16 protein-coding genes are annotated in these 18327 nt (G+C 63.6%); 14 read left to right on the top strand and 2 right to left on the bottom strand.

The annotated features are described in order from the left end of the window. Positions 1-2: 2 nt before the first annotated feature. Positions 3-221 carry a hypothetical protein gene (locus MKD49_RS02350; RefSeq protein WP_252695337.1) on the bottom strand — a complete coding sequence of 73 codons (219 nt, stop codon included), beginning with the start codon at positions 219-221 and terminating at the stop codon, positions 3-5. A 64-nt stretch (positions 222-285) separates the two neighbouring features. Between MKD49_RS02350 and MKD49_RS02345 the strand changes: the two genes are divergently transcribed. Then, complete coding sequence (locus tag MKD49_RS02345) at positions 286-1638, top strand: YihY family inner membrane protein (RefSeq protein WP_252695755.1); 1353 nt, start codon at positions 286-288, stop codon at positions 1636-1638. Positions 1639-1690: 52 nt separating this feature from the next. Here MKD49_RS02345 and MKD49_RS02340 read toward each other — a convergent pair whose 3' ends face one another. Then, a complete protein-coding gene (locus tag MKD49_RS02340) occupies positions 1691-2011 on the bottom strand; it encodes a DUF962 domain-containing protein (protein ID WP_252695336.1) in 321 nt (106 codons plus the stop codon). 314 nt (positions 2012-2325) lie between these two features. Between MKD49_RS02340 and MKD49_RS02335 the strand changes: the two genes are divergently transcribed. From MKD49_RS02335 to trpB, 13 genes are all read left to right on the top strand, one after another. Continuing rightward, complete coding sequence (locus tag MKD49_RS02335) at positions 2326-2787, top strand: CBS domain-containing protein (RefSeq protein WP_121045023.1); 462 nt, start codon at positions 2326-2328, stop codon at positions 2785-2787. Positions 2788-2964: 177 nt separating this feature from the next. Then, positions 2965-4854, top strand: coding sequence for an MFS transporter (locus tag MKD49_RS02330; RefSeq protein WP_121045021.1), 1890 nt, complete (start codon positions 2965-2967; stop codon positions 4852-4854). A gap of 98 nt (positions 4855-4952) precedes the next feature. Next, a complete protein-coding gene (gene aroC / locus MKD49_RS02325; protein ID WP_039784666.1) occupies positions 4953-6041 on the top strand; it encodes a chorismate synthase in 1089 nt (362 codons plus the stop codon). Positions 6042-6215: 174 nt separating this feature from the next. Further along, positions 6216-7037: a M48 family metallopeptidase gene (locus MKD49_RS02320; protein WP_198516445.1), complete on the top strand. Its 822-nt coding sequence runs from the start codon at positions 6216-6218 to the stop codon at positions 7035-7037. Between the two features lie 233 nt (positions 7038-7270). Continuing rightward, the gene (leuC, locus tag MKD49_RS02315; RefSeq protein ID WP_034333111.1) at positions 7271-8671 is read left to right on the top strand and encodes a 3-isopropylmalate dehydratase large subunit; all 1401 of its coding nucleotides are present in this window, start codon (positions 7271-7273) and stop codon (positions 8669-8671) included. A 36-nt stretch (positions 8672-8707) separates the two neighbouring features. Continuing rightward, positions 8708-8839, top strand: a complete 132-nt coding sequence (locus MKD49_RS02310) for an entericidin A/B family lipoprotein (protein WP_121045014.1) — start codon at positions 8708-8710, stop codon at positions 8837-8839. A gap of 115 nt (positions 8840-8954) precedes the next feature. Beyond that, entirely contained in the window at positions 8955-9602 is a 648-nt protein-coding gene (gene leuD, locus MKD49_RS02305; RefSeq protein WP_034333116.1) for a 3-isopropylmalate dehydratase small subunit, read from the top strand. Between the two features lie 116 nt (positions 9603-9718). Further along, entirely contained in the window at positions 9719-10789 is a 1071-nt protein-coding gene (gene leuB, locus MKD49_RS02300; protein ID WP_209584075.1) for a 3-isopropylmalate dehydrogenase, read from the top strand. A gap of 121 nt (positions 10790-10910) precedes the next feature. Further along, entirely contained in the window at positions 10911-12023 is a 1113-nt protein-coding gene (asd, locus tag MKD49_RS02295; protein ID WP_039784953.1) for an aspartate-semialdehyde dehydrogenase, read from the top strand. Positions 12024-12482: 459 nt separating this feature from the next. After that, positions 12483-15218, top strand: coding sequence for a FimV/HubP family polar landmark protein (locus MKD49_RS02290; protein ID WP_252695335.1), 2736 nt, complete (start codon positions 12483-12485; stop codon positions 15216-15218). 163 nt (positions 15219-15381) lie between these two features. Next, the gene (locus MKD49_RS02285; RefSeq protein ID WP_209584055.1) at positions 15382-16290 is read left to right on the top strand and encodes a tRNA pseudouridine(38-40) synthase TruA; all 909 of its coding nucleotides are present in this window, start codon (positions 15382-15384) and stop codon (positions 16288-16290) included. Positions 16291-16340: 50 nt separating this feature from the next. After that, entirely contained in the window at positions 16341-17009 is a 669-nt protein-coding gene (locus MKD49_RS02280; RefSeq protein WP_252695334.1) for a phosphoribosylanthranilate isomerase, read from the top strand. A 29-nt stretch (positions 17010-17038) separates the two neighbouring features. Further along, positions 17039-18298 carry a tryptophan synthase subunit beta gene (gene trpB, locus MKD49_RS02275; protein ID WP_034331673.1) on the top strand — a complete coding sequence of 420 codons (1260 nt, stop codon included), beginning with the start codon at positions 17039-17041 and terminating at the stop codon, positions 18296-18298. Positions 18299-18327: the final 29 nt, after the last annotated feature.

Below are 18327 nucleotides of genomic sequence, written 5' to 3'. Positions count from 1 at the left end.
TATTATATTTCCGTTTTTTTGCTCCCAGACAGCAGGAAAAGCCTGAGTGTCCCCGCTTTTTCTTCATCTGCACCATGAGGAAGCAGAAACTTTGGGCCTGCTCTGCGTTTTTGCGGGATTTTGCTGCCCGCTTGGGCGATAATCGCCAAACTTGTCGTCTGGCCGGCAGCAAGCCTGCGCGCCGCCATGCGGCCTGATTCAACCCCGATGGGGCGGCGCATCTGCGGGTGCGGCGTCTCCGATGAAGTCGAACGGATGTCTTCTTTGCGTTTTTCCTTGTCCCGTATGCGTGGTCTGACCCGTGAGCAGTTCAGCGACCTGTTGCGCTTCGCCGGCCGGCGGCTGCGCGAGGATCGCCTGCCGCAAGTGGCCGGCAGCCTGACCTTCACCACCATCCTGTCGCTGGTGCCGATGCTGACCATCGCGCTGGCACTGTTTACGGCCTTCCCGCTGTTCTCGACCTTCCGCGCCTCGCTGGAAGCCTATTTCGTCGAGAACCTCATGCCCAAGGGCGTGGCCAACACCATCCTGGGCTACCTGAACCAGTTCGCCGCGAAGTCGGCGCGCATCTCGGCCGTGGGCGGGGTGCTCTTGATCCTGACCTCGGTGCTGACCATGTCCACCATCGAGAGCGTGTTCAACCAGATCTGGCGCGTCAAGAAGTCGCGCCCGCTGGTGCAGCGGGTGCTGGTGTACTGGGCCATCATCACGCTGGGGCCGCTGCTGATCGGGGTTTCCATCAGCGTGACCTCGTATCTGTCGACCGCCACCGGCGGCGCGGTCAAGAGCCTGCCGTGGCTGGGCGCGAGCTTTTATACGCTGGTCTCGCTGATGCTCTCCACGCTGGCCTATACGCTGCTCTACAGCACCGTGCCCAACCAGACCGTGGACTGGCGTGATGCGGCCGCCGGCGGCCTGCTGGCCGGTATCGGGCTGGAAATCGCCAAGCGGCTCTTTGCCGCCTACATCCTGCAGTTCCCGACCTACACCATGGTCTATGGCACGGTGGCGGTGCTGCCGATCTTCCTGGTGTGGATCTACATGATGTGGATGATCACGCTCTTCGGGGCGCTGCTGACGGCGGCGCTGCCGGTGGTGCGCTATGAACGCTGGTGGCATGTCCCCTCGCCGGGCGCGGAATTCATCGATGCGGTCAAGGTCCTGAAATTCCTGCACGCGGCGCGCGTGGGCGTGGAGTCGGCCGTGGTCAGCATGGAGGAGGTGCGGCGCGCCACCCGGCTGGGCCTCGGTGAATTGCAGCAACTGCTGGCGCGCATGAGCGAAGAGGGCTGGGTAGCCTCGGTCAAGCCGGAGTCGGGCAGCCGCAGCCGTCGCGGCTGGAATCGCCGCATCACCGATGACATGGATCGCTGGACCCTGGTGGCCAATCCCAGCACCATCCAGCTGGCGCGGGTGTATCGCCTGTTCGTGTTCGATCCTGCCGTACTGGCCCAGGCCGGAGAGGAAGAAGCGCTGGTGGCGCGGGTGGAAGACGCCATCAACGCCGAGCTGGCGCAGTCGCTGGAGCAGTATTGCCAGGCCGGGCGGGTGGCCGAGGAAGAAGTCGCCGCCACCGTGTCCGCCATGCCGCATGCTGCGGTGCCGCTGGAGGCGCGCCGGCGTCTGTGGGAGCGCTGATCCGACGCCAAGGCCCCCGGATCAGCCCTTGTCGGCCCTTTTATGAAGCTTTCTAAAACGACACCTGCCCCGTGAGCATTTGCCAGTACATCACCCAATCGCCCATGAAGGAATAGAACGGATGACGGAAGGTGGCCGGCTGGTTCTTCTCCACCAGGAAATGTCCGACCCAGGCAAAGCCGTAGCCGCAGAACAGCGCCACCGCCAGCCACCACCACTGGTGCGTGATCAGCAGCAGCAAGAGACTCAGCAGCGCCAGCGTCGACCCCAGGAAATGCAGCTGCCGGTTGACCCGGTGCGCATGCTCGCTGAGGTAGGTCGGATAGAACTCGCTGAAACTGGCGTAATGGCGTTCGGGCAGGGTAGCGGCCATGGTCTTCTCCGGAGAGTCCTGACCCTTTCAGAGTAGTCAGCGCCGCGCCTGTTTGCAATCCTTGTGCTGAAGCAAGCTTCAGCTGCAAAACGTAAATTCTGCAGGGAAATACTGCGCAGCAGCGTCTTTGCGGGTTGCCCAAAGGTCGCCCTTGCCCGTACCATGTGATTTCCAGCGCGCCAGGAGGGCCTGGAGGAGGCGTCCGCTGCGGTTGCGGGCAGGATCAGTTATCCTGTTGCCCCCATGAATTGGATTTTCCCGGCGTCATCGCCTACAGTCAAAACAGCTTCATATAACCAAACCAGGACGACATCATGAAAGTCTCTGAAATCCTCAAGGTCAAAGGCAACATCCTCTTCACCGTCACGCCGGAAACCCCGATTCAGGAGGCGGTCGCCGCCATGGCCGAGAAAGACATCGGCTCGCTGGTCGTGATGGAATACGGCGACCTGGTCGGCATGCTGACCTTCCGTGAAGTGCTGCTGACGCTGCACAAGAACGGCGGCGAGCTGGGCGGCTCGACCGTGCGCAAGCACATGAACGATGCGCCCATCACCGTCACCCCGGATACTGACCTCAACGAAGTGCGCCGCATCATGCTGGAAAAGCACGCGCGCTATGTGCCGGTGATGGAGGCCCGTACCGTGCTGGGCGTCATGTCCTTCTACGACGTCGCCAAGGCGGTGCTGGATGCGCAGGGCTTCGAGAACAAGATGCTCAAGGCCTACATCCGCGACTGGCCGGCCGAGGAAGAAGAGCGCGAAGGCAACAGCTGAAGGCTCTGCGTTTCACGTTTTTCCGTTGGCAGCCGCCTGGCTGGTGCAGGCGCTGCCGTCATGACCGTTCCTGCTGGAGCGGTTTTTTATTGCCCGCAGTTCCTTGCCCCTTGGTATTGTTGCCAATCCTGACCCGCGCGGCGCAGACTGCGCGCTTCCTCCCTCACCTGATTGCCCATGCAAAAGAACAGCCAGTTCACGCTCTTCTCCCAACGGCGCTTCGCTCCCTTCTTCTGGACCCAGTTCCTGGGGGCCTTGAATGACAACGTGTTCAAGACGGCGCTGCTGACCATCCTTACCTATGACGCGCTGTCCTGGACGGACATGGATCCGGGCTTGCTCAACAACCTTATCCCGGGTTTGTTCATCCTGCCGTTCTTCCTGTTTTCAGCCACCTCCGGCCAGCTCTCCGACAAGCTGGAAAAGGGCAGAGTGGCGCGCTTCGTCAAGCTGCTCGAAATCGCCATCATGTGTGTCGCCGCCTATGGCTGGATGACGCATCACCTGTGGCTGCTGATCGCCGCCGTGATCGGCATGGGTATTCATTCGACCCTGTTCGGGCCGGTGAAATACGCCTACCTGCCGCAGCAGTTGAAGCGCGAGGAACTGGTCGGGGGCAATGGCCTGATCGAAATGGGCACCTTCGTCGGCATCCTGCTGGGTGAAATCCTGGGTGCGGTGCTGGTCGTGCACAAGCCTTGGGGCCTGCACCTGGTAGCCGGGATCACCATCGGGATCGCCGTGCTGGGCTGGCTGGCCAGCCTGCGCATTCCGCTCTCGCCGGCCCCGGTGCCGGACCTGAAGGTGAACTGGAATCCCTTTACCGAGACCGTGCGCAACCTCGGTTATTCGCGCCGCAACCGGCCGGTGTTCCTGTCGCTGCTGGGCAATTCCTGGTTCTGGTTTTACGGGGCCATCATGCTGGCGCAATTCCCCGTCTATGCGAAGAACTACCTGCATGGCGACCACAGCGTCTTCGTGTTGCTGCTGGCGGTGTTCTCGGTCGGCATCGGTGCCGGTTCGCTGCTGTGCGAGCGGCTTTCCGGGCACAAGGTGGAAATCGGGCTGGTGCCCTTTGGTTCGATCGGCTTGTCGGTGTTCGGACTGGAGCTGTATTTCGCCAGCCAGGCCTATGTCACGCCGTCGGCCATGCTGGACCTGGGCGGCTTCCTGGCGCAGGGCGGCAGTTGGCGCATCCTGTTCGATTGCCTGGGTATCGGCCTGTTTGGCGGCTTGTACATCGTGCCGTTGTTTGCGCTCATCCAGACCCGCTGCGACCCGGCCCACGTCTCCCGCACCATCGCCGGGATGAACATCATGAATGCGCTGTTCATGGTGGTCTCGGCCGTGGTGGCGATGGTGTTGCTCAAGGCCGGGCTGACGATCCCGCAGATCTTCCTGGCCACGGCCATCATGAATGGCGTGGTGGCGGTCTATATCTTCTCGCTGGTGCCGGAATTCCTGATCCGCTTCCTGGCCTGGATCCTGATCCACACCTTTTATCGGGTGCGCATCATCAACGGCCAGGCCATTCCTGATGAAGGACCGGCCGTGCTGGTGTGCAATCACGTGAGCTATGTCGACGCGATTGCCATCATGGCCGCCAGCCCGCGCCCGGTGCGTTTCGTGATGGATCACCAGATATTCAAGATTCCGGTGATGTCCTGGCTGTTCCGCAATGTGCGCGCCATTCCGATCGCACCGGTCAAGGAGGATCCCTGGCTGACCGAAAAGGCCTTCGTCGATATCGCCCAGGCCCTGCATGAAGGTGAACTGGTGTGCATTTTCCCGGAAGGCAAGCTGACCCGCGATGGCGAATTGAATCCCTTCAAGGGCGGCGTGCAGAAGATCATTGACCGCAGCCCGGTACCGGTCCTGCCCATGGCCTTACGCGGGCTGTGGGGCAGCCTGTTCTCGCGCGACCCCAGCAATCCGGTGGCACGCACCTTCAAGCGCGGGCTGTTCTCGCGGCTGGAGCTGGCGGTCGGTGAGCCGATTGCGCCCGACGCCGTGAGCCCGGAAGGGCTGCAGGAGCAGGTCCGGGCGCTGCGCGGCGACTGGAAATAAGTCTGCCTGAGGGGGAGCCTGCGGCCTGGTGCGGCTCGTCGGCATTGGCCGAGGCTGGTAGAATCGCGGCTTCCCCTATTTTTTGCGCGAATTCCATCATGTCCGGCAATACCTTCGGCACGCTCTTCACCGTCACCACCTTCGGCGAATCCCACGGCCCGGCCATCGGCTGCGTGATCGATGGCTGCCCCCCGGGCATGACGCTGTCCGAAGCCGACATCCAGCCCGAACTGGACCGCCGCCGTCCCGGCACCTCGCGCCACGTGACCCAGCGCCAGGAGCCGGATACGGTGGAGATCCTCTCCGGCGTTTACGAAGGCAGGACCACCGGCACGCCGATCGCGCTGCTGATCCGCAACCAGGACCAGCGCAGCAAGGATTACGGCAACATCCTCGATACCTTCCGTCCCGGCCATGCCGACTACACCTACTGGCACAAGTACGGCATCCGCGATCCGCGCGGCGGCGGCCGTTCCTCGGCGCGCCTGACCGCCCCGGTAGTGGGCGCGGCGGCCATCGCCAAGAAGTGGCTGTTCGAGAAATACGGCACCACCTTCAAGGGCTGCATGAGCCAGCTGGGCGAGATCGCGATTCCCTTCGAATCCTGGGAGCACGTGCCCAACAACCCCTTCTTCGCCGCCAACGCCAGCATCATCGAACGCCTGGAAGACTACATGGATGGCCTGCGCAAGGAGGGCGATTCCATCGGCGCGCGCATCGACGTGGTGGCGCAGAACGTGCCGGTGGGCTTGGGCGAACCACTGTATGACAAGCTCGATGCCGAGATCGCCTACGCGCTCATGGGCATCAATGCGGTCAAGGGCGTGGAGATCGGCGCCGGTTTCGCTGCGGTGGCGCAGAAGGGTTCCGAGCACGGCGACGCGCTGACCCCGGAAGGTTTCGTCGGCAACAACGCCGGTGGCATCCTGGGCGGCATCTCGACCGGGCAGGACATCACGGCCTCGATTGCCATCAAGCCGACCTCCAGCATCCGCACGCCGCGCCCGTCCATCGACAAGAACGGCGAGCCGATCTCGGTGGAAACCTTCGGCCGCCACGATCCCTGCGTGGGCATTCGCGCTACCCCCATTGCCGAAGCCATGCTGGCCCTTGTGCTGATGGATCACGCCCTGCGTCATCGCGCACAATGCGGCGATGTGAAGGTTGAGACGCCGGCCCTGCGCTGAGCGGCCGGCAAGCCCTGCCAGGAAACCGGCCATCGCACATGCGGTCGCCGGTTTTTTCTTGTCTGAAACAATTTGCAAAGAGCCGGGTCGAAGCGGCTCACGGCTGACTGACGGCAACACGCACGCCAGCAGACCGGACCCGAGATCAATATCAATTACGCAATGGAGGCGGGCATGGTGCTCAAACCTATCGTCAAGAACAGTCTGCTGGCCGCAGCCCTGGTGGGGCTGGTGGCTTGCGAAACCGTACAAACCACGCAGGGCGGTGCCGTCGGCATCGATCGCAAGCAGCAGATGCTGGTGTCCTCGGCCGAGATGGAGGCCTCCTCGGCCAAGGAATACGCCCAGGTACTGGCCGAAGCCAAGAGCAAGGGCCTGCTCAACCGCAATGCCGCCCAGGCGCAGCGCGTGCGTACCATCGCCAACCGCCTGATCCCGCAGACCGGCGTGTTCCGCCCGGATGCGCTGAAGTGGAACTGGGAAGTCAACGTGCTGACCTCGGATGAGACCAATGCCTGGTGCATGCCGGGCGGCAAGATCGCGGTCTATACCGGCCTGATCGACAAGCTCAAGATCACCGACGACGAACTGGCGGCCGTGATGGGTCACGAGATCGCCCACGCCCTGCGCGAGCATGCCCGCGAGCGCGCTTCGCAGCAGGTGGTGGCCAATTCCGCCATTTCCATCGGTGCCGCGCTGCTGGGCCTGGGCGATGTCGGCAAGCAGGGCGGCCAATACCTGTACATGGGCCTGATGGGCTTGCCCAATTCGCGCGCCAACGAAACTGAAGCCGATCGCATCGGCGTGGAACTGGCCGCGCGCGGCGGCTATGACCCCAAGGCCGCCGTCACGCTGTGGCAGAAGATGGCCAGCCTGGGCGGCGATGAGCCGATGAAGTTCATGTCCACCCACCCCTCCAGCAGCGAGCGCATCGCCGACCTGACGGTCTACGCCCAGCGCGTGGAGCCGCTGTACCAGCAGACCCGCAAGCGCTGATCCCGGCGTTTTCGGGAAAGACCGAACCGGCATTGCTTCCTGCACGGAAGAAATGCCGGTTTTTTCATGTCTGCCGCAAGTTCTGCGCTTTTTCTGCTGCCTTGCAGCATTATTCCCTGTTGCTGCGACGCGGCGGAAAACACGGCAGGGAGGTCAGACCTGTCGCTTTATGGCATAATCAAACGCTATTTTTCCCGTTCAGCATCCCTTTCTCGTTTCCGCCGGACCGCAACATGCTCAAGACGCTTTACGACAAACTCTGGGAGTCGCACGTCGTTCATACGGAAGATGACGGTACCGCCATCCTGTATATCGACCGCCACCTGCTCCATGAAGTGACCAGCCCGCAAGCCTTCGAAGGCCTCAAGCTAGCCGGTCGCCAACCCTGGCGGAACTCGGCCAACCTGATGGTGGCGGACCACAACGTCCCCACCACTGACCGCGCCCAAGGTATCGCCGACCCGATCTCGCGCCTGCAGGTCGAAACGCTGGATGGCAATGCAAAAGAATTCAGCCTGACGTATTTCGGCATGAACGACAAGCGTCAAGGCATCGTGCACGTGATCGGCCCTGAGCAAGGTGCCACGCTGCCGGGCATGACGGTGGTCTGCGGCGACTCGCACACCTCCACCCACGGCGCGTTCGCCGCGCTGGCGCATGGCATCGGCACCTCCGAAGTCGAACACGTGCTGGCCACGCAGACCCTGCTGGCGCGCAAGTCCAAGGCCATGCTGGTGCAGGTCGACGGCGCGCTGCCGGCCGGCGTCACCGCCAAGGACATCGTGCTGGCCGTGATCGGCAAGATCGGTACCGCAGGCGGTACCGGCTACGCCATCGAATTCGCCGGGTCGACCATCCGTTCGCTGTCCATGGAAGGCCGCATGACGGTCTGCAACATGGCCATCGAAGCGGGTGCCCGTGCCGGCATGGTGGCCTTCGACGACACCACCCTGGAGTACCTGAAGGGCCGTCCCTTCTCGCCCTCCGGTCCGCACTGGGAGCGCGCCGTGTCGTACTGGCGCACCCTGCATTCGGACCAGGGCGCCAAGTTCGACTTGGTCGTCACGCTCAACGCCGCCGAGATCAAGCCGCAAGTCACATGGGGCACCTCGCCCGAGATGGTGGTGGCAGTCGACGCCCGCGTTCCCGATCCCGACAAGGAAAAGGACCCGACCAAGCGCGACGGCATGGAAAAGGCCTTGGCCTACATGGCCCTGAAGCCCAACACTCCCATTGAAGACATCCGCATCGACAAGGTCTTCATCGGTTCCTGTACCAATTCCCGCATCGAAGACCTGCGCGAAGCGGCCAAGGTGGTGCGAGGCAAGTTCCGCGCCTCCAACGTCAAGCTGGCGATGGTGGTGCCGGGTTCGGGCCTGGTGAAGGAACAGGCAGAACGTGAAGGTCTGGACAAGATCTTCCGCGATGCCGGCTTCGAATGGCGTGAACCGGGCTGCTCCATGTGCCTGGCCATGAATGCCGACCGCCTGGAACCGGGCGAGCGCTGCGCCTCGACCTCGAACCGCAATTTCGAAGGCCGCCAGGGCGCCGGTGGCCGTACTCACCTGGTGAGCCCGGCCATGGCCGCGGCGGCTGGCATTGCCGGTCACTTCGTGGACGTGCGTTCTCTGTAAGCACGGGCTTGTGAATCTTTTCGAGAGAATACAACCATGAAAAAAATCTCCGCTCTGGTTCTGCTGGCCGTCGCCCTGGGGGCGCTGGCTGGTTGCAATACCGTCAACGGCTTCGGCAAGGATGTCGAAAAGGTCGGCGAGAAGATGCAGGACGCCAGCAAGAAGTAAGCAGGACAGTGCAACAGGCTGCGGCTAGCGTGTCGCAGCTTCAGTTTTTGAACAGGAAACAGGAAGGGCAGGGCAGAGCAATCAGCAATCGCCCCGCCGACCCGAGGTCAAGCTCATGAATAAATTTATCGTGCATGAAGGACTGGTAGCGCCGCTGGATCGCGCCAACGTCGATACCGATGCGATCATCCCCAAGCAATTCCTGAAGTCGATCAAGCGCAGCGGCTTCGGCCCCAACCTGTTCGACGAATGGCGTTACCTGGACCATGGCGAGCCGGGCATGGACAACAGCAAGCGTCCGCTCAATCCCGATTTCGTGCTCAACCAGGAGCGTTATCAGGGTTCGTCCATCCTGCTGTCGCGCAAGAACTTCGGCTGCGGCTCCTCGCGCGAACACGCGCCCTGGGCGCTGGACCAGTACGGCTTCCGCGCCGTGATCGCGCCCAGCTTCGCCGACATCTTCTTCAACAACTGCTACAAGAACGGCCTGCTGCCCATCGTCCTGACCGAACAACAGGTCGATCACCTGTTCAATGAAGTCAAGGCCTTCCCGGGTTATCGCCTGGTCATCGACCTGGAAAAACAGGTCGTCAGCACCACCAATGGCAGCGAAGTCTATCCGTTCGACATCAGCGAATTCCGCAAGTACTGCCTGCTGAACGGTTTCGATGACATTGGCCTGACCCTACGCAAAGCCGACACCATTCGTGCCTACGAAGAGAAACACCTGCACGAACAGCCCTGGCTGAGCAACACGATCTGAAGAGGATCGTCGAGACAACAGCAAAGGGCGGTCAGATGGCCGCCCTTGTCGTTACTGTCGTTACTTATTCCAAGAACGTCTTCCAGCGCGGCTGGAAACACTGAGAAAGAGAAACCATGAAGATTGCTATCCTGCCGGGTGACGGCATCGGTCCCGAGATCGTCGACGAAGCCGTCCGCGTGCTCAATGCCCTGGACGAAAAGTTCGAGATGGAAACCGCCCCGGTCGGCGGCGCCGGCTATGAAGCCCACGGCCATCCGTTGCCGGACGGCACCCTGAAGCTGGCCAAGGAAGCCGATGCGATTCTCTTCGGTGCGGTGGGCGACTGGAAGTACGACAAGCTGGAACGCGCCCTGCGCCCCGAGCAAGCCATCCTTGGCCTGCGCAAGCACCTGCAGCTGTTCGCCAACTTCCGTCCGGCGATCTGCTATCCGGAACTGACCGGTGCTTCTTCCCTGAAGCCCGAGCTGGTGGCCAACCTGGACATCCTGATCGTGCGCGAACTGAACGGCGACATCTATTTCGGCCAGCCGCGCGGCATGCGCGAAGCGCCGGACGGTCCGTTCAAGGGCGCACGTGAAGGTTTTGATACCATGCGCTATTCGGAACCGGAAATCCGCCGCATCGCCCACGTCGCCTTCCAGGCCGCCGCCAAGCGCGGCAAGCGCCTGTGCAGCGTGGACAAGGCCAATGTGCTGGAAACCTTCCAGTTCTGGAAAGACATCGTCACCGAAGTCGGCAAGGAATACCCGGACGTCGAGCTGTCGCACATGTACGTGGACAACGCCGCCATGCAGCTGGTGAAGGCACCGAAGAACTTCGACGTCATCGTCACCGGCAACATGTTCGGCGACATCCTCTCGGACGCCGCCGCCATGCTGACCGGTTCGATCGGCATGCTGCCCTCGGCCTCGCTGGATGCCAACAACAAGGGCCTGTATGAACCTTCACACGGCTCGGCCCCGGACATCGCTGGCAAGGGCATCGCCAATCCGCTGGCGACCATCCTGTCGGCCGCGATGATGCTGCGCTTCTCGCTGAACAAGGCCGAGCAGGCCGATCGCATCGAGAACGCCGTGAAGAAAGTGCTTGCGCAAGGTCTGCGCACCGCCGATATTTATGAAGAAGGCTGCACCAAGGTCAACACCCAGCAGATGGGTGAAGCCGTGGTCAAGGCCCTCGCCTGAGATCAACGTCGCCTGGCCGCGCCCCAACCGGTGCGGCCAGGCGCTTGAAATGCCGGATGGTCCGGCGCAAATGGGTTCAATCTGATTTGTTCACCATGGAAGTTCTAAATAGGGAAAGATGATGAAACTGGTTGGTTTGGTTGGCTGGCGTGGAATGGTGGGTTCGGTCCTGATGCAACGCATGCAGGATGAAGGTGATTTCGATCACATCGAACCGGTGTTTTTCTCGACTTCGAATGCGGGCGGCAAGGCGCCGTCGTTTGCCAAAACGGCAACGACCCTGAAAGACGCCAACAGCATTGAAGAACTGAAGAAATGCGACATCATCATCACCGCACAGGGCGGCGACTACACCAATGAGATCTTCCCCAAGCTGCGCGCCGCTGGCTGGGATGGCTACTGGATCGACGCCGCTTCCTCGCTGCGCATGAAGGATGACGCCGTGATCGTGCTGGATCCGGTCAACAACAACGTCATCAAGGATGCGTTGGCCAAGGGTGTGAAGAACTACATCGGCGGCAACTGCACCAACTCCATCCTGCTGATGGGCGTGGGCGGCCTGTTCAAGGAAGGCCTGGTCGAGTGGGTCAGTTCCATGACCTACCAGGCCGCTTCCGGCGGCGGCGCCAACCACATGCGCGAGCTGTTGAAGGGCATGGGCGTCATCAACGCGGCGGTGGCCGATGAGCTGGCGACCCCGTCTTCGGCCATCCTGGACATCGACCGCAAGGTTGCCAAGACCATCCGTGAAGACGTGCCGACCGAATTCTTCGGCGCGCCGCTGGCTGGCGGCCTGATCCCCTGGATCGACGCCCAGCTGGAAAACGGCCAGTCCAAGGAAGAGTGGAAGGGCCAGGCTGAAGTCAACAAGATCCTGGGCAACGAGCAGATCATCCCGGTGGACGGCCTGTGCGTGCGTATCGGCGCGATGCGCTGCCATAGCCTGGCGCTGACCATCAAGCTCAAGCGCGACCTGCCCCTGGCCGAGATCGAGTCCATCATCCGTGCCGGCAACCAGTGGGTGAAGTGGGTGCCCAATGACCGCGCCGTCACGGTCAAGGAACTGACCCCGGCGTCCATCACCGGCGGCCTGGAAATCGGCGTGGGCCGCGTGCGCAAGCTGAACCAGGGGCCGGAATACATCTCCGCCTTCGTCATCGGCGACCAGCTGCTGTGGGGCGCGGCCGAGCCGCTGCGCCGCATGCTGCGCATCATCCTGGGCAACCTGGAGTGATGCCGGCGGCCGGGATTCATCCCGGTCACTGCACCCGCGCGTTGCTGCAATGCGAATAGGACTTGCCTTTCGCGTTGTCAGTCTGCAACAATAGCCCGCCAGCGTCCATGCGAGTGGATGCTGGCGGGTTTTTCTCATCTTGAGAAAGTAAGTACACTTGCGGGTGTAAGTTCTTGATGTTAATTTGAAAAGCCAATCCATTTCATGAAAGCCAACATGTGGCAGCGCCCCGGACGGACGCCTGCTGGATTTGATGAAATGGATCTGCTCCGTCCGCTGGCCTGCAAGAAAAGCCGTGAAAACAGCAAGCCGGCACGGACAAGGAGTGGCGCAGGCCGGGTTGCAGGCCGCGCGGCATCTGCCCCATTCACGGAGTGGTACGGCATTCCCAGGCCAGCACCGGGTTGAACGCCAGCGTGACGGGTTTGAAGCGGAACGTTTCTCTAAGCCAAACAAAACATGCCTGTACATACCAACAAGAAGCTTCCCCTGTCCCAGATGAAGACACTCAGCGCTGCCATCGCGCTGGCCATGGCCTTGCCGCTGGGGGCGCAGGCCGCCGCCCTGGGCAAGCTGACCGTGCTCTCGTCGCTGGGCCAGCCGCTGCGCGCGGAGATCGAGGTCACCGCCGTCGGTGCCGACGAGGCCGGCAAGCTCACGGCGCGCCTGGCCCCGGCGGAAGCCTTCCGCCGCGCCAACATGGACTACAACCCGGTGTTGAGTTCGCTGTCCATCGTGCTGGAGCAGCGGCAGGGACGTCATGTCATCCGCATCAGTTCGTCCCAGCCGGTGAGCGATCCCTTCGTCGACCTGTTGCTGGAACTGGGTTCGGGTGAAGCGCGGCAGTTGCGTGAATATACTTTCCTGCTCGATCCTCCGGACAGCAAGACCCCGCGCAACGCCCAGGTCGCACCGCTGACACCGGGCAATGCCCAGGCCGCCACGGCGGCTGCGGCCGCGTCACCGGCCACCCCTGCGCCGGCCCCTGCTGCAGCCCCCGCGGCGGCGGCAGAAGCGCCGGCTGCTGCGATGGCGGCACCTGCTGCGGCTGAACCCGCCGCAGCGCCTGCACCGGCTGCTGCGCCTGCCGCGGCTGCGCCGATGGCCAGTGCGGCGATCCCGGTCAGCGGTGAAGAGCCGGCCACCAGCATCGTGCAGCGTCCTGCTCCTTCGCCGCTGGCGGAAGAGCTGATCCGCCGCCAGCAGGCCGCCCCCGAAAATACCCCGGCTTCGGCCAGCCCGGATGCCATGGCGGCCGCGCCGGCCGCCGGTCCTGCCGCCTCCGGCAGCGTGGCCGCCCCCGCAACAGCCCCGGCCGCGGCCAGTGGCGGCAAGAGCGCCGATTATCGCGTCAAGCCCGGTGATACGCTGGGCAGCATCGCCAACCGCAACCAGCAGCCCAACGTCTCGCTGGATCAGATGCTGATTGCGCTGTACCGCGCCAATCCGGACGCATTCCAGGGCAACAACATCAACCGTCTGCGGGCGGGCAAGATCCTGTCGATCCCCGACCAGCCCACGGCTGCCGCCGTGGACCGCGACGAAGCGCGCGGCATGGTCGTTGCGCAGGCCCAGGACTTCAACGCCTACCGCAACAAGCTGGCAGGCCAGGTCGCCAATGCACCGGCCGGCAAGGCGGGCAGCAATCGCCAGAGCGGCGGGGGCAAGATCACCGCGCGGGTAGAGGAGCGTTCCGGCACCCAGGATGCACGGGACCGCCTGGAGCTCTCGCGCGCCAACAAGGGCCGTGGCAAGACTGGCAACGCGGGCGCCGCTGCCGAGGACAAGGCGGCCAGCGAACGTGCGCTGGCCGAAGCCAATGACCGCGTCAAGGATCTGGAAAAGAACGTCGACAACCTCCAGAAGCTGCTGGAGCTGAAGAACAAGACCATCGCCGACCTGACCGCACAGCAGCAGAAGGAGGCGGAGGCCGCCAAGCCGGCAGCTGCTGCGGCGGCAACGGCCGCGCCTGCCGCCGACAAGCCGGCCGAGGGTGGCGACACCAAGCCCGAGGACAAGCCGATGCCGGCCGCTGCGCCTGCCCCGGCTCCCGTGGCTGCGCCGGCCACTGCGGCGCCCGCAGCGGCGGCTCCGGCGGACAAGTCTGCCAAGTCCGGTGGTTTCGTCGACAAGATCAAGGAAAATCCCTACATCGTGGCCGGTGCGGGCGTGCTGGTCGCGCTGCTGGCAGTCGGTGGCGGCGTGCTGGCCATGCGCCGCCGCAAGAAGAAGTCCGAGGACGGACCGGCTGAACCTGCCATCGAGCCTGAGCCTGCGCCTTCACCTGAACCCGTGGCGGCGGTGGCTGCCGTCGCACCCGAGCCCGAGCCTGAATCTGAGCCCGCTGCGGTGGCCGAGCCCGAGCCCGCCGCCGAAGCTGTCGTGGCACCGGTGGTGGCGGCACCTGTCGAAGAGCCGCCGGTCGACCCGATCGCCGAGGCCGACATGTACATCGCCTATGGCCGCGATGAACAGGCCGAGGACATCCTCAAGCTGGCCCTGCAGACGCAGCCCGAGCGCCAAGCCCTGCACGCCAAGCTGCTGGAGATTTATGCCAAGCGCGGCGACGTGGACAATTTCAACCGCGTGGCGCTGAACCTGCATGCCCTGAGCGGTGGCCTCAACGAAGCCTGGGTCAAGGCGGCTGCACTGGGCCTCACCATCGATCCGACCAATCTGCTGTATGGTGGCACGCCGGCCGAGCCGGAGCCTGAGCCTGAAGAAGCTCCGGGCATGGAATTCGACCTGTCCGACTTCAAGGCCGCCGAGGTGCAGCCGGACGCCAATCCGGCGCCGGCGGCCGCCATGGACCTGGGCAAGGACATCGATTTCGACCTTGATCTGGAAAACGGCGCCAAGCCGGATGCTGACGAGCCGATCCTGCCGGCCTCCAGCGGCGCGGCCTCGGCCTCGATGCTGCTGGACAGCCTGGATGATGCGCCGGCGGCCACGACTCTGGCCGATCTGGACCTGAGCCTGCCGGAAGACACCCCGGCACCGTCAGCGGCCAACATTCTGGAAGAGGACGAGGAATCGGCCTTCGAGCAGGAAATGACCACCAAGCTGGACCTGGCCGCCGCCTATGAAGAAATCGGCGACAAGGAAGGCGCCCGCGAATTGCTGGAAGAAGTGATGCGCGGCGGCAATGACGCCCAGGTGGCGCGCGCCAAGGCCATGATCGCCGCCCTGGGCTGATCCCGGCCCCGGGAGCGATTACAATAGCTTCATCTCGCGGGCAGCTCGCATGAGCTGCCCGTTCGTTTTTTATCGTGCCGCCAGACCGTGGTGTGCGGGCTGTATGAAGCTTTCTGCAGGCTTGCGCAGGAACCCGGCCGCTTGCGGCAGGCAGTGAACATCCATGACAGAACTTTCTTCCCCGTCCGAGGGCCTGCGCCGTGTGGTGCTGGGCGTGCAATACGACGGCGCCAGCTGGCAGGGCTGGCAGACCCAGCCGCACCGCCAGACCGTGCAGGACCAGCTGGAAGCCGCCCTGCGGCGCTTCAGCACGACTCCGATTGCCACCACCTGCGCCGGCCGCACTGATTCGGGCGTCCACGCGCTGGAGCAGGTCGTGCATTTCGACACGGCCATTGCCCGCGACAGCTTTTCCTGGGTGCGTGGCACCAATGCGTTTTTGCCGCCCACGATCGCGGTGCGCTGGGCTTGCGAACTGCCCTGGGTGGATGACGCGGCCATCGCCGGCGCCAGCGCTGCGGCCCAGGCGGCCGAGTTGCACGGGGCCGAGCGGGAAGGGGCGGAGAGCCTGGCGCAGTTCGGCTTCCATGCACGTTTTTCGGCCATCGCCCGTACTTATCACTACGTGCTCTACAACCACGCGGTGCGCTCGCCGCTGCTGGCCGGCAAGGCTGGCTGGACTTTCCGCCCGCTGGACGCTGACCGCATGCACCGCGCCGCGCAATACCTGATCGGTGAACATGACTTCACCAGCTTCCGCGCCGTGGAGTGCCAGGCCAAGTCGCCGGTGCGCAAGATGGAAAGCATCGCCGTGCGCCGCCATGGCGACATGATCGTTTTCACCCTCAAGGCCAATGCCTTCCTGCACCACATGGTGCGCAACATCGTCGGTTCGCTGATCGTGGTCGGCAGCGGCAAGCACGGACCGGAATGGATGGGGGAGGTGCTGGCCCTGCGCGATCGCAGCCGCGCCGCACCGACTTTCATGCCAGACGGCCTGTACCTGGCGCGGGTCGACTACCCGGATAGCTGGGCGCTGCCGCAGGAGGCGCGGTCCTGGCCCTGGTTGTGAGGCTGTCAGCCGCCAGGTCCGTAGAAGTTTTCACCCATGAGGCAATCTCCATGAGCTTTCGTACCCGCATCAAGATCTGTGGCCTGACCCGTGAAGAAGATGTCCGCGCCACCGTGGCCGCCGGCGCCGATGCGCTGGGCCTGGTGTTCTATCCCAAGAGCCCGCGCTACGTGACGCCGCAGCGTGCCGGCGAGCTCGCCCGTGCGGTGCCGCCTTTCGTGAGCATCGTCGGGCTGTTCGTCAATCCGACCCTGGAAGAGGTGCAGCAGGTACTGGCCGAGGCGCCGCTCACGGTGCTGCAGTTCCACGGCGACGAGACGCCCGAGCAGTGCGCCGCCATCGCCCGGGCCGTTGTCAGACCCTTCATACGCGCGGCCAGAATAGGAAGTTCGACGCAGCCCGCGGATTTGTTAGAATACGAGCAGGCATATCGCTCTGCCAGTCCGTTTTTCACCGGACTGCTGCTCGACACTCTGGTCGAGGAGTATGGCGGCAGCGGAAAGGTTTTCGATTGGTCTCTCATTCCAAAAGAACTCGCGCCTCGGGCCGTTTTGAGTGGTGGCTTGAGCGTACACAACGTCACTGAGGCGGTCGCTGGCGTTCGCCCTTACGCGGTCGACATCAGCAGTGGCGTCGAAGCCGCCAAGGGCATCAAGGATGCCGCCAGGATAGAGGCCTTCATCCAGGCCGTGCGTCTGGCGGATGCTACCCCTGCGTAGCACACCCCACAGAGTTTCAGAGGAACACCATGAAAGAATTGAATCCCCTCGGCGGTTTCGCCGAGCGTCAAGCCATTCCCGCCGCCGCCCTGCACCAGACGGCCCATTACAACCTGCCCGACGCCCGCGGCCACTTCGGTCCCTACGGCGGCAGCTTCGTCTCCGAGACGCTGACCCTGGCCTTGAACGAGCTGCGCGACGCCTATGCGAAATATCAGCACGATGAACAGTTCCTGGCCGAATTCCATACCGAACTGAAACATTTCGTCGGCCGCCCCAGCCCCGTGTATCACGCCAAGCGCTGGTCCGAGATCGCCGGCGGCGCGCAGATCTACTTCAAGCGCGAAGACCTGAACCACACCGGCGCCCACAAGATCAACAACGTGATCGGCCAGGCCTTGCTGGCCAAGCGCATGGGCAAGAAGCGCATCATCGCCGAGACCGGCGCCGGCCAGCACGGCGTGGCGACCGCCACCATCTGTGCGCGCTTCGGCATGGAATGCATCGTCTACATGGGCAGCGAAGACGTGAAGCGCCAGCTGCAGAACGTCTACCGCATGAACCTGCTGGGTGCCAAGGTGGTGCCGGTGGAATCCGGCTCCAAGACCTTGAAGGATGCGCTCAATGAAGCCATGCGCGACTGGGTTACCAACGTCGAGACTACCTTCTACATCATCGGTACCGTCGCCGGTCCGCACCCCTATCCGATGATGGTGCGCGACTTCCAGTCGGTGATTGGCAACGAGTGCATCCAGCAGATGCCGGAAATCGCCTCGCGCCAGCCGGACTACGTGGTGGCCTGCGTCGGTGGCGGTTCCAACGCCATGGGCATCTTCTATCCCTACATCGACTATCCGGACGTCAAGCTGGTCGGCGTGGAAGCCGCCGGCGACGGCCTGGACACCGGCCGTCACTCGGCCTCGCTGACCCTGGGCTCGCCCGGCGTGCTGCACGGCAACCGCACTTACCTGCTGCAGGATGCCAACGGCCAGATCATCGAGACCCATTCGGTCTCGGCCGGCCTGGATTATCCGGGAGTGGGTCCGGAACACGCCTGGCTGAAGGACAGCGCCCGCGCCAGCTACGCCTGCATCACCGATGAAGAAGCGCTGGAAGCCTTCCATAACTGCTGCCGCATCGAAGGCATCATCCCGGCGCTGGAGTCCAGCCATGCCCTGGCCCATGCGGCCAAGCTGGCGGCGACCTTGCCCAAGGACCAGATCGTGCTGGTCAACTTGTCCGGCCGTGGGGACAAGGACATGCATACCGTGCAACAGCATCAGGGTTGATCGGCCCAGCTGGCCCGCACGTGCCGGTC

The sequence above is a fragment of the Herbaspirillum sp. WGmk3 genome, from assembly GCF_023952535.1.
In the GTDB taxonomy this organism is placed as follows: Bacteria; Pseudomonadota; Gammaproteobacteria; order Burkholderiales; family Burkholderiaceae_D; genus Herbaspirillum; species Herbaspirillum huttiense.
Note: the sequence above shows the minus strand (reverse complement) of the source record. Positions and strands in the feature narration are given on the sequence as shown.

Bases quoted from the DNA above. Each gene is read 5' to 3' on its own strand.
- MKD49_RS02285 (WP_209584055.1), top strand. From the start codon at position 15,382: ATGACAGAACTTTCTTCCCCGTCCGAGGGCCTGCGCCGTGTGGTGCTG.
- leuD (WP_034333116.1), top strand. From the start codon at position 8,955: ATGAATAAATTTATCGTGCATGAAGGACTGGTAGCGCCGCTGGATCGC.
- MKD49_RS02330 (WP_121045021.1), top strand. From the start codon at position 2,965: ATGCAAAAGAACAGCCAGTTCACGCTCTTCTCCCAACGGCGCTTCGCT.
- MKD49_RS02290 (WP_252695335.1), top strand. From the start codon at position 12,483: ATGCCTGTACATACCAACAAGAAGCTTCCCCTGTCCCAGATGAAGACA.
- MKD49_RS02345 (WP_252695755.1), top strand. From the start codon at position 286: ATGCGTGGTCTGACCCGTGAGCAGTTCAGCGACCTGTTGCGCTTCGCC.
- aroC (WP_039784666.1), top strand. From the start codon at position 4,953: ATGTCCGGCAATACCTTCGGCACGCTCTTCACCGTCACCACCTTCGGC.
- MKD49_RS02350 (WP_252695337.1), bottom strand. From the start codon at position 221: ATGCGCCGCCCCATCGGGGTTGAATCAGGCCGCATGGCGGCGCGCAGG.
- leuC (WP_034333111.1), top strand. From the start codon at position 7,271: ATGCTCAAGACGCTTTACGACAAACTCTGGGAGTCGCACGTCGTTCAT.
- asd (WP_039784953.1), top strand. From the start codon at position 10,911: ATGAAACTGGTTGGTTTGGTTGGCTGGCGTGGAATGGTGGGTTCGGTC.
- MKD49_RS02280 (WP_252695334.1), top strand. From the start codon at position 16,341: ATGAGCTTTCGTACCCGCATCAAGATCTGTGGCCTGACCCGTGAAGAA.
- MKD49_RS02340 (WP_252695336.1), bottom strand. From the start codon at position 2,011: ATGGCCGCTACCCTGCCCGAACGCCATTACGCCAGTTTCAGCGAGTTC.
- MKD49_RS02310 (WP_121045014.1), top strand. From the start codon at position 8,708: ATGAAAAAAATCTCCGCTCTGGTTCTGCTGGCCGTCGCCCTGGGGGCG.
- MKD49_RS02320 (WP_198516445.1), top strand. From the start codon at position 6,216: ATGGTGCTCAAACCTATCGTCAAGAACAGTCTGCTGGCCGCAGCCCTG.
- MKD49_RS02335 (WP_121045023.1), top strand. From the start codon at position 2,326: ATGAAAGTCTCTGAAATCCTCAAGGTCAAAGGCAACATCCTCTTCACC.
- trpB (WP_034331673.1), top strand. From the start codon at position 17,039: ATGAAAGAATTGAATCCCCTCGGCGGTTTCGCCGAGCGTCAAGCCATT.
- leuB (WP_209584075.1), top strand. From the start codon at position 9,719: ATGAAGATTGCTATCCTGCCGGGTGACGGCATCGGTCCCGAGATCGTC.